Below are 15607 nucleotides of genomic sequence, written 5' to 3' on the forward strand. Positions count from 1 at the left end.
ATATTATAAATCTCATTCCCAAATTAACCCTTATCATCATTTGAGCTTAAAGTTAAAATTAAGAAAATGCACTTAATCCCATCTTCAAATTCAAATTATTAAAATAAGAAATTAAATTTTAAAGTAAAATTATAAAGAAGAGGGTTCCCCCCCTTCTTTATATTACATTATTTATCTTCTTTAAATCCTATAATCCAAGTTGCTGCAAAAGCACCACCAAAGGCAATTAAGAACCCGATTATATAGTTAACTAAGGAACCAGCTTCTACAATAGTAGCTCCTGGAATACCTGTTACTCCTAAGCCAACCATTCCAACCTTGGTTAATACAAGATAAGCACCACCTAAAGCACCACCGATTGCCGCAGCAATGAAAGGCTTAACTAATCTTAAGTTAACACCAAAGATTGCAGCTTCTGTAATTCCTAATAAACAAGAAGTAGCTGCTGGTAAAGCAATTGCTTTCATCTTTGTATTCTTAGTTTTGAAATATACCGCTAAAGCAGCACCACCTTGGGCAACATTAGCCATTGACCAGATTGGTAATAAGAAGTTAACTCCGTATTTAGATAACAAGCCTGCTTCAATTGCATGGAAACTATGATGCATACCAGTAATTACTATAGATGAGTATAAACCACCAAAGATTAGACCAGCTAAGATACCAGCAGTATCATAGGTAAATAAGATAGCTGATGAAATTCCATCTCCTACTAATCTCATAAGAGGACCAATTGCAATTAAAGATACAAACCCTGTAACTAAAATAGTTATAAATGGTGTTAGAATGATATCTAAAGCATTTGGTACAACTTTTCTCAAACCTCTTTCAATATATCCCATTACCCATACAGCCAGTAAAATAGGTAATACTGTACCTTGGTAACCTACCATTCCTATTTGCATACCAAACAAATCTAAAGTCTTTTCTATCCCCTCACCCATTGTCCAAGCATTCTGTAATGCAGGGTGAATTAAAATACCACCTAAAGCTGCTGCCAAATAAGGATTGGCTCCAAATTCTTTAGCAGCACTGAAAGCAATAATAACTGGTAGAAAGATAAAGGCTGCATTAGAGAACATATTTAATAGGGTGAATAGTGAACTACTAGGATCAACCCAATTAAACCTACTTGCCATACCTAATAGTCCCATTAACAATCCACTAGCTACAATTGCAGGTATAATAGGAACAAAGATATTTGATAACATTCTAGCAAAACGCTGTAATGGATTCAAATTCTTCATAGCTTCTTTCTTAGCTTCGCTAGTACTCACTTCAGAAACTCCTGTTTCTTTAGTCAACTCTGCATAGACCTTATTAACTGTTCCTTGCCCGATTATAATCTGGAACTGTCCCGAATTAATAAAAGCTCCTTTTACTGCTTTAATATCCTCCACTTTGCTTTTATCTGCCTTATCATTATCCTTTAACACTAAACGCAATCTTGTAGCACAATGTGCTGCACTATCAATATTCTCTTCCCCACCAATAGCTTCTAAAATCTGTTTTGCAACTTCACTATAATTCATTTTATCTCCTCCTTAGTTAATGATTTATTGAAATATTAACTTAGTATAATAGAGAGGAGCTTATAAACTTATATCTCATTATGAACTTATATGATTTTACTATAACTTATAAAATTTTTCTCTTATTATCTCCTCTTTTTAATGAAAGCATTCAAACAATTGCAAAAATAAACTTATATAAGTTATAACCTTATCTAAATTTATAATTTTGGAAACGTTCTAAAGTATCAAAACATCTTATAAAACTTTTTTGGGAACGTTCCCAAAATCCTTAAAAAATATAAGTATAGTTTATATACCTATATTTTTTTCACACTATTTCTTTCTACTATATGATAATCCATGATTAATTTGTCTTCAAACTCATCTCCATTAATGTACTTTAATAAAAGTTCAGATGCCTCTTCTCCAGACTTAAGATGATCATAATCAACTGTAGTCAACTCTGGAGTCATCCAAGAACTTATATCAGAATTACCAATACCTACTACAGATATATCTTCTGGAACTTTATATCCACTATCTTTGAGATATTTTATAGCTCCAATAGCCAAACTATCTGTTACTGCAAATACAGCTGTCGGTAATTCTTTAGAATTTTTGACTATCTTTTTCATACCTTCGTAACCTGAGCTAATAGAAAAATCACTTTTTGTATAAATATACTCCTCTTTAAGCTCAAGATCATTATTCTTTAATGCCTCTTCATAGCCTTTTTTTCTCAATTGTCCCACAGCAACATCCTTTTCATGCACACCAATATAAGCAATTCTTTGGTGCCCATATCCGATTAAATACTCAACTATATCTTTGGCTGAATTAAAATCATCATGGATAACTGATGGAAAATTAACCATATCACTGATATCTTGACCTAAAACTACAATTGGCAGATTAATTTTATTTAAAGTTTCAATATGCTTTTGAGTAACCTCAGTAGCAAAGAATAAGATTCCACTTACCCTCTTCTCTTTTAATAACTCTAAATATTTAATCTCTTCTTTAATGTCTAATCTAGTATTGGTCAGCAAAAGACTATAACCATTATCATACATAATATTACTTATTCCTTCTACTGCTGAAGAGATAGTATTTGTGTTAATCCTAGGTATTATAATGCCAATACTATCAGTGCTATTTTTCTTTAAATCCTTTGCTATAGAATTGGGAATATAACCTGTCTCCTCTATAACCTTCTGAACTTTAGACCTAGCTTTATCACTAACACTTTCAGCATTATTAATTACCCTTGAAACTGTAGATTTAGAAACACCAGATAATTTAGCTATCTCTTTAATTGTAATAGCCATATTAATAAACCCTTCCTTTGCTTTTGGGAACGTTCCCAAAACTTCTTATAAATATTATACAATATATTAATTTATAGGTCAATACCTTTAAAGAAAAAATTATTTCAATATCTTTTCAACTTCCTCTAAAGTAGGTAGTGCTGACATAGCTCCCTTTTGAGAAGCTGCTAATGCTCCTGAAATGCTAGCAAATTTAGAAGTATAGTTTAAAAAGCCATTGTCAAATTCTTCTATACTCTTCTCAGTCTTATTTAAATTATATAAAATACCTGATACAAAAGCATCTCCTGCTCCTGTAGTATCTACTGTTTCTACCTTCATAGTTTCTACAAATTCTAATTGATCTTTATAATAATAATAAGATCCTTTGCTACCAAAAGTCACATAGATTAAAGGAATATCATACTCTGCTTTTAATATCTCAACTCCAGACTCTACATTATCTTCTCCAGTAATGAATTCTAATTCTTCATCAGAAATTTTAAGAATATCTGCCTCAGATAGCATAGAGATAATACCTTCTTTTGCTACAGCTTCATTAGACCAAAGATTCAATCTCAAATTGGGATCATAAGAGATTAACATTCCATTCTCTTGTGCTTTTTTGACAGCATACTTAGTCGCAGTTCTAGCAGGTTCATGAATTAAAGAGATAGAACCAAAATGTAGAATCTTATTCTCTTTAAAGATATCCTCATTTATATCTTCTTTGCTTAAAAAAGTATCAGCACTAGGATCAATATAAAAACTAAAGCTACGCTCTCCACTTTCATCTAAAGTAACAAACACTAACCCTGTTCTAGCTTCATCAGTTAAAACCATCGATTCTGTATTAACACCTTTTTCTTCTAAGGTTTCTTTTAAAAAGATACCTAATACATCATCACCTACTTTACCTACAAAACTAGATTTTGCTCCTAATCTACTAAGACCTACTGCTACGTTAGCAGGAGCCCCCCCTGGGTTCTTCTTAAAATTGATATTCTCCTCATCTAAAGGTATAAAGTCAATTAACGCCTCTCCTAAAGTTATGATGCCTTTCATTAAATACACCTCTTTTTCTATTATTTTTATATTCTATCCACCTATTAGTAGTGGTATTCAATAAATCCAATGATATGTAAGCAATAACAAGTGACAAGTTGAAAATATTAAAATTCCCATAATAAAAAACCCTATCTGTTTTGGGAATAATTATATAGACTAGATTAAATTTTGTCAAATTCAGCTATAATTTTAATAATTTAAATAATAATATAAAATAAATTTACGCCTTCTTTTTATTGTTTTTTGTTTAAAATATAAATTTAGTAGCCTTATGTCAATTAAAATTAATTATAAATTTAAAGCCACTCATAAAAACAGCCTGTAGATAATTGACAGACTGTTTTTATAATAAAATTTATCATATAATTAAATTTTTTACTAGATAAATCAATTTCAACTTAGTAGTATAGAAAGGCAAATAACTTTCCACTTAATTAAAAAAATTATTTTCTTTTTACAACTCCAGATCTAACAAATACAGCACCTACTATAACTGCTCCCTTTACTACTAATTGCAAATATGGAGAGACATTCATTAAATTCAAACCATTATTGATCATACCAATAATAAAGGCACCAATTAATGTACCAATGATTGTACCTCTACCTCCCATAATACTAGTACCTCCAACTACTGTAGCAGCAATAGCATCTAATTCCCAGCCTTCTCCTGCTAATGGTTGACCAGATCCTAAACGGGCAGCTAAAATCAAACCAGCAAGAGCAGACATGAAACCTGTAATCATATAAATTTTCATTTTAATTGCTTTAACACTAATTCCTGAAAGTCTAACTGTCTCCTCATTATCGCCAAGAGCACATACATGACGCCCAAATCTAGTTTTATTTAATATAATACTAGCTACAACTAAAACAGCAATCATAATCCAAACTGGGACTGGAATCCCTCCTAGATAGCCTCTACCTATAAACTTAAATCCAGCTGACAATCCAGCAATTGGACTACCTCCAGTATATAATAAAGCAGCACCTCTAGCCATAGACATCGTACCTAAGGTTACAATAATTGGTGGTATCTTAGTATTAGAAATTACTAGTCCATTAAAAATACCAAAAGATGTTCCTAAAGCTAAACCTAAAATAGTTGCTAAGATGGGTGACATTCCAGTATTAACAATAAATCCTGCAATTAATGTACCTGTAAAAGCTACAATAGAGCCAACTGATAGATCAATTCCACCAGTCAAAATTACGAAAGTCATACCAGTAGCAATAATAGCATTAAGAGAAACTTGGCGTGCTAAATTGATCATATTTCTAGAAGTAAAAAAATAAGGACTAGCTATAGATAAGGCAATAGATAATAAAACTAGACCAATTACTGCATAAATCTCTGGTTTATAATAACTATTGTTAATTTTTTTCAAGAAAACATTCTTCTTACCTGAAGTTAATTTCTGGCTCAAATTCAAATCCATATTAACTTACCTCCCCTGCAGCACTCTTCATAATTTTTTCTTGATTTAAATCCTTATTCTCATAAATACTACTAATTCTACCCTTATGCATTACTAAGACTCTATCACTCATTCCAATAATCTCTGGAAGCTCAGAAGAGATCATAATAATTGATTTACCTTGCTCAGTTAATCTATTCATTAATTCATAAATTTCATACTTAGCCCCAACATCAATCCCTCTCGTTGGTTCATCAAAGATTAGTATATTTGAATCAGTAAACATCCACTTAGCTAATACAACTTTTTGCTGATTGCCACCACTTAAATTTCTAGCTAACATCTCTTGAGAAGGAGTTTTAACCCCTAAATCATCAATATATCTTTGCACTTCTTCTCTTTCTTTTCCATTATCAATCAGTAACTTTTTAGTAACCTTATCTATTTTAGCCAACGTTATATTGTTTTTGATTGATTGGCCTAAAACAACCCCCTGCTGTTTTCTATCCTCTGGTAATAAACCAATTCCATGCTCAATACTATCCTTAGGTGATTCAACATTAATTAATTGATCATTAAGATAAACTTCTCCAGTATCCTTAGGGTCAGCACCATACAAAGCTCTAACTAATTCTGTTCTACCAGCCCCTACTAAACCAGCAATTCCTAAAATTTCACCTTTGTGTAAAGAGAAATTAATATTATTTAAAACCCCTTCACTAGAAAGATTTCTAATCTTTAATACTACTTCACCGGTCGTTACTGTCCGTTCAGGATAACTATTAGTCAAATCTCTTCCAACCATCCAACGGATGATTTGATCTTTATCAATATTATCTACATCATCAGTAGCTACATGTTCCCCATCGCGCAAAACACTTACTCTATCTCCTATCTCAATTAATTCATCTAGATGATGAGAAATGTATATAATAGACACTCCTTTATTTTTGAGATCACAAATCACAGCAAATAAACGTGCTAGTTCTTTAGGTGTTAAGGTTGCTGAAGGTTCATCCATTACAATCAATTTTGCTCCAAAAGATAATGCTTTAGCAATTTCAACAAATTGTTGTTCAGCTACACTCAAGCTATTGACCATAGCTCTAGGGCTAACCTCTACTCCTAACTTATCCAATATTTTTTGGGTATCTTCATACATCTTGTCTTTATCAATCATTCCTAATTTATTAAGCGGCTCTCTACCCATAAATATGTTTTCAGCTACAGTTAATACCGAAGCTAAATTAAACTCTTGGTAGATAATACTAATCCCTTCTTTTTGTACCTGCAAGGTACTACTAGTATCTAATTTTTTCCCATTAAAGAATATCTCCCCTGAATCTCTTTGATAAGCTCCTGAGAGAATCTTCATCAAGGTAGATTTCCCCGCTCCATTCTCTCCAATCAAACAATGTACTTCTCCTTTATGGATTTGAAGACTAACATCTTTTAATGCTTGAACACCAAAGAAAGACTTATTTATATTCTTCATTTCTAAAATGTTATTCATAAATAGGCACCCCTCTATTAGAGTTTAAATCTAATAATTCAGATAATCAGAGCAAGGGTCAAATCTAACCCTTACTCTATGAATATCTTACCAGCTGAAATCAGCAGCATTCTCATGGGTGATTAATTTTACTGGTACAGGTAATTCATCAGGAACTTCCTTACCATCTAGTAACATCAATCCGTACTCAATACCTAATTTTCCAATTTTTGCAGGCTCTTGAGCAGCAGTTGCAGCCATACCCATTCCAGTTTCATTATTAGCAATTACTTCAACTGCATTTGGAGCACCATCTACACCCATCACAAAGAACTCATCTGCACGACCAGCTGATTGAGCAGCAGCTACTACACCCAAAGCACTTGGATCATTTATAGCAAATACAGCATCAATTTGTGGGTGAGCTTGTAAGATATTTTCCATAACCTCCATTGATTTAGCCTTTGTACCATCACCATTCTGCTCAGCAACAACCTTAATATCTGGATATTTTTTTATAGTTTCCATAAATCCATTATATCTATTTCTAACAGCAGAAACCGGGTTACCATTGATAACAACAACTTTTCCTTTTCCATTTAAGCGTTCATTAACATACTCTGCATTAATTACACCCGCTTTGTAATTATTAGATGCAATAAATATATCACGATCACCTATAGAGTCACCATCAACACATACAACTGGAATTCCAACTTCCTTAGCAGCAGCAACAATACTTTCAGATGCTTCATAATCAACAGGATTTAATAATAGCAATTCAATACCTTGGACTATCATATCTTCAACATCAGCCAACTGTTTTGCAGCATCATGTTGACCATTTGAAACAAGAAGAGTACCATTTAAATTGTCTTCTACCTCTTTTTTAACGGAATTCTCCATAGCTTTAAAAAATGGGTTATCAGTAGTCATAAATGTAATTCCAACTTTAATTCCTTCATGAGCATTAGTAGTTGTTACAGTTTCATTTTCTACTTTTTTACCACCACATGCTGACAAAGCCAATACCATAGTTACTAATAATACTACAGCCATAATCTTTTTGATTTTAAACACTTAAATCCACCCCTTTTTCTTCTTTTAATTTACTAAACTAATTATTATACTAGCTAAAAAGATAAATCTATATAATAAGAATCCTTATAAAATAATTAAGCTTATTGATTCTAATTAATCTGACTAATACTATAAGATAATTTCTTATCTCCCCCTTTCAGCTTGATTTATTTAAATGGGGCATAAAGCCCCATATATAATAAGAGCCCTTATAAAATTATTAAACTTATTGGCCCTAATTAACTATAATCATTTTATAATAATACAGCCCATACACAGCAAAAAAATTGATATTTATTCTGCTATATCTGGGCTGTTATAGTAATAGCTTATTATAAGAGTTATACCCAAAATATTAAATTTTCACTTGGCCTAAATACCTCTTCATAGATCATAAAAAATTATCTTCATTATTATTTATCTTTCTCAACTAAAGTTATCTAAGCATATATGATTATTTGTGATTGTTTGTAATTATAATTCCTTATATAATCATTTATAATTCTCAGATTATAAACTCCACCTTATTAAAAATACTCAAAGAAAAAATAGGTGCCCCATATATGCATGCATAACTAAAAATATAGCATGTTCATATACGGAGCACCCATAACCCCTGTAATCTATACCAACCATAAGTATAGATTAATCTATTTATTTTTTATTATTCTCATTTAGAGTAATTTTTTTGTACCAACCATAAGTACAAAGAAAAATTATAACTGCTTTATTCTACAATTTAATTATATATCCAATTTAACAAATAATCAAATTCACTCACATTCAATCAAAAACAATAATAGAAGACTATATATTTATAACTCCATCATACTCTTTATATCTTAATTTTCCTTAACTTGATTTTATTAACTACCTGCTAATAATTATATAGAATAAGTATTAAATCTATTATATTAGCCTAAAATCTGATTTGCTTTAATTATTTCTTTCGCTATAACTATCATTTTCTTATTATTATTTCTACTCATTTTCTGTAATTCTTTCATCGCTTCTGCTTCTTTTAAATTCTTTCTATCCATCAAAATACCCTTTGCCCTTTCTATATATTTACGGTTCTTTAAAGAGGTTTTTGTATCCTTTAATTCATCTTCTAAGTCCTTAATTTCATTATATCTAGATATAGCAACTTTTATAGCTGCATTTAGGTCTTTAGCATCAACAGGTTTAACTAAATAGCCAAAAACACTTTCGACACTGGCTTTTTCTATTAGCTCTTGATCATGATAGCCACTAACTATTATACTCGGAATAAGTCTTATGCTATTTATCCTCTTAATTGCCTCAATTCCATCTAAAGAAGGCATATTAATATCAATAATTATCAAATCTGGTTCTAGATCTAATGCTAACTTTACTGCTTCTTTACCATCGCTTGCTTCACCAATAATTTCATATCCCAATTTTTTTAAATTAGCCTTAAGCCCCATCAAACACAAATATTCATCTTCAGCTATTAATATCTTCAATGGCTTATCCATAAAATCTCCTCCTAATAACTAATGTCACTTTAACTACCTAATGAAATACTTTCTATTGGCAGCTTTATTCTTACCTCAGTACCTTCTTTTAAGTTAGAAAAATTCACTCTACCATTAAATTCATTACTAATAATAGAATGAACAATAGATAACCCTAAACTCTCCGTATTCTCTAACTTAAAATCTCCATCTAATCCAACTCCATTATCTTTAATAACCAACAGAACAACATCCTCAAGACGCTTACATCTAATTTTAATCTTTGCAACTGATTTATCAGTAAAAGCATGTTTTAAACAGTTGCTTACTAATTCATTGACTATTAAAGCAATCGATGATGCCTTATTATAAGCAATAAATATATCTTCTAAATCTAATTTAACTTTAACCTTTTGATCCAAGTTAACAAATCTAACAATAATTTTTATTAAAGTTTTAAGATTAGTAATACTTCTACCAAATTTATCTTTAGATAGAATATCATGTACCACAGCTATACTTTTAATTCTTAAAATAATATTATCTAGAATATCATCAACAGATTTTTTAGAGTTTTCAGCAATAAAGTTCTTTTGTAAAGATACTAAATTTACTATTGCTTGCAAGTTATTTTTAATTCGATGGTGACTTTCTTGTAATAGTGCAGACCTTCCCATCAGTCTAGTATCCTCAATAGCCAATGCAGCTTGCCGAGCAAAGGTTGATAAATATTTAGATTCATCCTCAGAATGCAAATAAAAGTCTTCATAAAAAATTTGGATAATTCCTGATACATGTGATCTAATTAACAACGGAATACATATAATTGTCTTTACTTTATTATTTTTTTTAAATAAAGAATCAAAATCCTTTTCTCGAGCATTGGAATAATAAATATTATCTTCTTTTGAAATATTTAAGATTGACTTTCTGGTTAAACTGGCCTCTAAATATTTTTTTCTCTTAAACTCAAAGTTATCTATTAATGCATTAGTGCTTTCATCAATCAAATTAATAATACAACCATCAGCATTCATAACCTTACTTACTTCTTTAGCTAATAATATTAATACATCTCTTAATTCATATTCAGAAGTTAAGAATTCAGTTGCTTTAAAAACAGCATCTAAAATTTCTCGTTCATCACTACAACTAGATTGAATCTCTCTGTAATTATAATCTACTAGCAAACTAAATAATTTCTTTGGACATTTTTTAGCCTCATCCGCAGCTAAAGTTCCTTTAAATTGACCATTAGCGATAATAGAGATTCGATCAGAAACTCTTAAAGCTTCTTCCCATCTTTGGGTGATATAAATAATACTACCTCCATCTTTTTTATAACTACTTATCAATCCATAGATTTTAGAAGTAGATTTAGCACTTAATTTATCTGTAGCTTCATTCATAATAATCACTTCAGGTTTATTTAAAAACACCTTAACAATTGCTACTAACTTCTTCTCTTCTGTAGATAAGTTATCGACTTTTTCTTTATAATCCAAATCAAAATTATACTGTTCTAAAATCTCTTTAGCTAAATTATTAACTTTCTTCCAATTAATAAAATTAAAATATTTTTTAGTTGGGTATTCTAATCCAAAAAGATTTTCTGCTACAGAAAAAGAGCTTACAAGAGGAGATTTCTTTAATAGAAAATCTATTTCAGATAATTTATGATCCACAACTCTATCTATTAATTCAGATTTAAATTCTAAACTTCCTATTAGCTTCTTTAAAGAGGACTGTCCAAAACTAGCTGATAAGGAATCTCCTTTAAGATAAGTAGCTATTGACTTAATAAACAACTCACTTGCTGAACTATTCTCTATAACTAGACCATGAACCTCACCTGAATATAGATCTAAATTTATATTACTAATACTATGCCCCTCAAAATCACTACAATATAAATTGTTAATCTTAAAAATAGCTTGATCCATTTACTTAGCCACCACCTAAAAATATTCAATAAAAAATAAATTCTCTCTAAATTTAATTTTACTATTTATTAAAACCATTCTATGCTTTTTATAAAAAACCTGTATTCTGATTAAAATTAATAAGCTAAAAAAAGAGAATGACTTATCATCATCCTCTTAATTATTTTATTAATAAAATATTACTTTAATTTAATCAAGCTAGCCATCCTACCTGTCTTAGCCTTATCATTTCTATAAGAAAAAAATAAATCTGAGTTACAACAAGTACATAGTTCACTCTGAATTATATTTTCTTCTCTAACCCCTATTTCTTCTAACTGAGCTTGATTGGCTAATGGCATATTAAATCTCCAATGTTCTTTTCCTTCTTCACTAACAAATTCTTCCCAGTTCTCAAAATTATTCTTCAATGGATCAATAACTTTAGAGTCAACTTGATAACAACAAGCACCAATAGCTGGACCTATTCCTACTAGAATATTTTGAGGATTTGTTCCATATACCTCCTTCATCTTTAGCACCGTTTTCTGAGCTATCTTTAGCACTGTACCTTTCCAACCAGCATGGGATAATCCAATAACCTTTTTGACTGGATCTAAAATTAAAATCGGGGTACAATCTGCATAATAAGATGTTAGTAAGATTCCAGGTTGATTAGTAATTAAAGCATCTGTACCATCAATAGCACTTTTATAATCTAAAGCACCTCTCCCTTTATCTTTAATATCAATAACTTTGATCTGATCACTATGTATCTGCTTAGCTGCTACCAATTCTTTATGGTTAGAACCCAAAATCTCAGTGATTAACCTTCTATTCTCTAAAATATCTTCTCTTTTGTCATCAACATGCAAGCCTAGATTCAACTCAGCATAATCACCTTTACTAACACCACCTAACTTAGTTGTAAACCCATGTTCTACCAAACCGCTATCTTCAAATTCTTCAATAATGTAATATTTGACACCATACACTTCTCTTAATTTAAAAATTTGAATCACCTTCTTCTTATAATTATTCTTAAAAAGTCTAGCTTTAAATAATATTCTCTAGACTTCCTATAATCTCAGGAATTCTTTCTTTTAGTTCTCTCGAGTCTGAATTATCTTTTAAATCTATAAAAGAAACTTCATTATTATCTTTAATAATAATAATTGCTCTTGTATTCAAAGAAGCTCCTCCACCTGCACCAATCATATCCTTACTTCCAATTCCAAACCCTACTATAGTATCTATAATAGGAATAAAAGTCAAATCGTCTAGTTTATATGGATCACCAAAAATTTGATTTTCTTTAATCATCTCTTCCAAATTAAATATAAGATCATCTTGTTGTAAAGTCATCTTTTATCTGCCCCCTTCATATTAGTTTATTCCTTTTTTATTAATTTATAATAGCAGATAAAAAAGAACAGTTCTCACTGTTCTTCTAATTAAGAGTTTTAACTTTATTCTTCCATAATTTAAATAACTGATCTTCATTTAAGTTGCCTTCTAAATAGTTTCTAAACTTTGAAGAGAAAAAATTATATAATAAATAATCATTACTTTTATTTATCTTTACAGCATTCAATAATTGTTTTGCCACTATATCTCCTTGTCCAGTTAACTCTTCTAAAAACTCATCATTAGGCATAATAGTACCATTATATTTATAAAACTTTCTTGCTACCTCCTCTGAAGATAAATATTTCATAACATCTCTAATTACCGGATTATCATTTAACATAGCCCATTGCTGTCCTCCCATTGGAGAAAAATGACCTTCTTTTCCCTTAGGTAACAAGGCTATTTTAAAATCTTGATTGGATTTATCTAAAGATGATAAAACCCAAGGTCCATTAATCATCATAGCTACCTTTTCTTCAATAAACATCTTTACCATCTGGTCATAAAAGTTATTGTTATCTACTTTAGGTAAAGAGTTATCTTTATAAAGCCTTTTAAATCTCTTAGCTACATTTATGAAAGAATTATAGTCTACATCCTCTGTAAGGAAATTTTTATCTTCACTTCCAAAAAAGACACTCATCCACCATCCTGAATATAATGAGATATAAGAACCATATTGCACTATTTTATCAGATGAAAAATCTTCTTCACCTAAACTTCTTCCAGATTCATCTATAGTATATTCTCTTGTATAACTAATAAAATCATCAAGAGTAAGTGGTGGCATCTTAATAATATTTGGATTATAAAAAAGTAATAAACAATCAACTGATTGTGGAATTACAGTATCAGCTACTATATATTTTTTAAACCATTCAGGAGTCTTAATATCAATTCTTGCTATATCAATCTTTTTACCTGACTCTAAAAATTCTTGGATTCTTGTGAAATGATTAGAAAATGGTATATTCAAAAGATTAAACTCAACAAAATGAAATCTTTCATATTCTTTTAATATTTTCTGTAATCCTTTAGCTTCTTCTTCAGTCATTTGTACAGCCATATTCACTTCTTTTCTTGGCATATATATATACCCTAAAACTAAAATTAAAACAAGTCCCAAAATTAAAATCTTTAGTTTCAAGCAATTCCCTCCTCTTCCCCTTTGTAGATATTTATTATATTTTCTTTATTCTCGATAAAAATATCAACTAACTGCGGATCAAATTGTTTACCTTTTTCTTGAGTTATAATATTAAAAGCCTGTTCAAAAGTAAAAGCCTTTTTATAAGGTCGTTCAGATTTAAGAGCATCAAAAACATCACAAATAGCTACTATTCTACTTTCATAAGGAATATCATTCCCCTCTAAACCTAGAGGATATCCTGTACCATCCCATTTTTCATGATGAGTTAGAGCTATACTAGATGCCATTTCGAAAAGAGGATGTTCTATTTTAGATATAATATTATATCCTGCTTGACAATGCTCTTTCATTTGAGCAAACTCTTCTTTAGTTAATTTTCCAGGTTTTAAAAGAATACTATCTGGTATTGCTATCTTTCCTAAATCATGTAGTTTAGCAGCATTCTCTAGCATAATCAATTCTTCCTGATCATCAATGATAGCATCACCTAATATTCTAGCTACTTTACTGACCCGATTAATATGAGCACCTGTAACATCATCACGATATTCTGACATTTCCCCTAACAATAATAATATTTTATAAATCATTTTCTTATTCTGTTCTAGATAATCTTCTTTCTCTTTATTAACTTTAACTATATCTTCAGCCAAATTATTCAACAACTCTTTAGTATTCTCTTCTAAACCTTCCGTTTCTTCTTGGACTAATGAATAAAAGGAATCTTTGGTGATTTTATCTGCTATTAAATTCTCAATCATCCCTAAAACTTTCCACAACGATTTATTAGTAACTTTAATTATCTGGTTATTCTTCTTTAATTTAGTAGCATAATCATAGTTACTCTGAAACAGTCCTTCTAAAGTATCACCAATCTTATCAATCTCTTTAATTCCAATACAGGGAAGTTTACTATCATGATTAATCCCTTTAACTGCTCTCTTACCAATACTATATGCCATTTCAGAAAAACGACTAATTCTTCGAGAAAAAACTCTACTAAAACCCTCAGTTAAATAAAGTGAAATTAACACTGTTACACTTAACAATAAAATTATTTTAAATAAAACTCTCTTTATTAAACTTAATAAATTCAATTCCAAATCTATAATTAAATAAAAAGGATAAGTAACATAAGGATTATCATTCATTCCAATAAAATAATAGTCTAAACCATCTCTTTTCACTCTACTTCTATCATAGAAATCCAAATCAACAAATTGATTTGTACTAGTAAAAACAGGTTCATATAAAAGAGAAAATAATCCGTAGGGAGCTTTCAAATTGAGAATATCTCCTGTTTTTTTGGCTAATTTATGTATGTTAATCTTATATAAAGCTATTTTATCCCCCTGACTTTTATAAATATAAAGAGTATCTTTCTTGATTTTTGAATATCTATCCATACCACCAACTTCTTTTATCCGACCCTTTATATTAAGAAGATCATCAGGGTAAACTGGCTTAGTATTTTTAATCTTATTATCTATTTCCCTTTCTAAATATTCAAAATATAAAGAAGACAAAGAATCATACAAATTAATCCTTTCTTTTAAGTTCTGATTCAACTCATAATATATACTAAATGGAATAAGAAGCAAGGACATAATCAATAATGCCAGCAATATATTTTGGGTCAAAATTGACTTGAAACTTTTACTAGAAATATTTCTCACCCCCACTTTTTATCAAATTCTCACTAATTAATTTCAGTATTTTAAAAAAAGATTACCTATCGTTATTTATAATCCTTTCTTACTTATATTCC

The 15607-nt window shown here is 30.0% G+C and carries 12 protein-coding genes; all 12 read right to left on the bottom strand.

Annotation, left to right across the window (positions count from 1 at the left end):
• Positions 1–167: 167 nt before the first annotated feature.
• The 12 genes from OREMA_RS0100405 to OREMA_RS18080 all read right to left on the bottom strand — a co-directional run bounded on the left by OREMA_RS0100405 (position 168) and on the right by OREMA_RS18080 (position 15515).
• Positions 168–1532 (bottom strand): sucrose-specific PTS transporter subunit IIBC, encoded by a 1365-nt coding sequence (locus OREMA_RS0100405; protein WP_018247301.1) that lies wholly within the window; start codon positions 1530–1532, stop codon positions 168–170.
• A 299-nt stretch (positions 1533–1831) separates the two neighbouring features.
• Positions 1832–2842 carry a LacI family DNA-binding transcriptional regulator gene (locus OREMA_RS0100410; RefSeq protein ID WP_018247302.1) on the bottom strand — a complete coding sequence of 337 codons (1011 nt, stop codon included), beginning with the start codon at positions 2840–2842 and terminating at the stop codon, positions 1832–1834.
• Between the two features lie 99 nt (positions 2843–2941).
• Positions 2942–3886, bottom strand: a complete 945-nt coding sequence (locus tag OREMA_RS0100415) for an aminoimidazole riboside kinase (protein WP_018247303.1) — start codon at positions 3884–3886, stop codon at positions 2942–2944.
• 446 nt (positions 3887–4332) lie between these two features.
• Entirely contained in the window at positions 4333–5328 is a 996-nt protein-coding gene (locus tag OREMA_RS0100420) for an ABC transporter permease (protein WP_018247304.1), read from the bottom strand.
• A 1-nt stretch (position 5329) separates the two neighbouring features.
• The gene (locus tag OREMA_RS0100425) at positions 5330–6820 is read right to left on the bottom strand and encodes a sugar ABC transporter ATP-binding protein (protein ID WP_018247305.1); all 1491 of its coding nucleotides are present in this window, start codon (positions 6818–6820) and stop codon (positions 5330–5332) included.
• Between the two features lie 87 nt (positions 6821–6907).
• Positions 6908–7879 carry a sugar ABC transporter substrate-binding protein gene (locus OREMA_RS0100430; RefSeq protein ID WP_018247306.1) on the bottom strand — a complete coding sequence of 324 codons (972 nt, stop codon included), beginning with the start codon at positions 7877–7879 and terminating at the stop codon, positions 6908–6910.
• A gap of 914 nt (positions 7880–8793) precedes the next feature.
• Positions 8794–9378: an ANTAR domain-containing response regulator gene (locus OREMA_RS0100435; RefSeq protein WP_018247307.1), complete on the bottom strand. Its 585-nt coding sequence runs from the start codon at positions 9376–9378 to the stop codon at positions 8794–8796.
• A 29-nt stretch (positions 9379–9407) separates the two neighbouring features.
• Complete coding sequence (locus tag OREMA_RS0100440; RefSeq protein WP_018247308.1) at positions 9408–11300, bottom strand: histidine kinase dimerization/phosphoacceptor domain -containing protein; 1893 nt, start codon at positions 11298–11300, stop codon at positions 9408–9410.
• A gap of 179 nt (positions 11301–11479) precedes the next feature.
• Positions 11480–12301 (bottom strand): peptidoglycan editing factor PgeF, encoded by an 822-nt coding sequence (gene pgeF, locus OREMA_RS0100445; RefSeq protein ID WP_157279980.1) that lies wholly within the window; start codon positions 12299–12301, stop codon positions 11480–11482.
• Positions 12302–12335: 34 nt separating this feature from the next.
• Positions 12336–12644, bottom strand: coding sequence for a GerW family sporulation protein (locus OREMA_RS16880; protein WP_018247310.1), 309 nt, complete (start codon positions 12642–12644; stop codon positions 12336–12338).
• An 85-nt stretch (positions 12645–12729) separates the two neighbouring features.
• A complete protein-coding gene (locus tag OREMA_RS0100455; protein ID WP_018247311.1) occupies positions 12730–13836 on the bottom strand; it encodes a sugar ABC transporter substrate-binding protein in 1107 nt (368 codons plus the stop codon).
• A complete protein-coding gene (locus tag OREMA_RS18080; protein WP_157279981.1) occupies positions 13833–15515 on the bottom strand; it encodes an HD-GYP domain-containing protein in 1683 nt (560 codons plus the stop codon). Before OREMA_RS18080 ends, OREMA_RS0100455 begins: the two co-directional genes overlap by 4 nt.
• Between the last annotated feature and the right edge of the window lie 92 nt (positions 15516–15607).

This window comes from Orenia marismortui DSM 5156 (genome assembly GCF_000379025.1).
Lineage (GTDB): Bacteria > Bacillota > Halanaerobiia > Halobacteroidales > Halobacteroidaceae > Orenia > Orenia marismortui.

Coding starts and splice junctions, on each gene's coding strand:
- OREMA_RS0100405 (WP_018247301.1), bottom strand. CDS start 1,532: ATGAATTATAGTGAAGTTGCAAAACAGATTTTAGAAGCTATTGGTGGG.
- OREMA_RS0100410 (WP_018247302.1), bottom strand. CDS start 2,842: ATGGCTATTACAATTAAAGAGATAGCTAAATTATCTGGTGTTTCTAAA.
- OREMA_RS0100415 (WP_018247303.1), bottom strand. CDS start 3,886: ATGAAAGGCATCATAACTTTAGGAGAGGCGTTAATTGACTTTATACCT.
- OREMA_RS0100420 (WP_018247304.1), bottom strand. CDS start 5,328: ATGGATTTGAATTTGAGCCAGAAATTAACTTCAGGTAAGAAGAATGTT.
- OREMA_RS0100425 (WP_018247305.1), bottom strand. CDS start 6,820: ATGAATAACATTTTAGAAATGAAGAATATAAATAAGTCTTTCTTTGGT.
- OREMA_RS0100435 (WP_018247307.1), bottom strand. CDS start 9,378: ATGGATAAGCCATTGAAGATATTAATAGCTGAAGATGAATATTTGTGT.
- OREMA_RS0100440 (WP_018247308.1), bottom strand. CDS start 11,300: ATGGATCAAGCTATTTTTAAGATTAACAATTTATATTGTAGTGATTTT.
- OREMA_RS16880 (WP_018247310.1), bottom strand. CDS start 12,644: ATGACTTTACAACAAGATGATCTTATATTTAATTTGGAAGAGATGATT.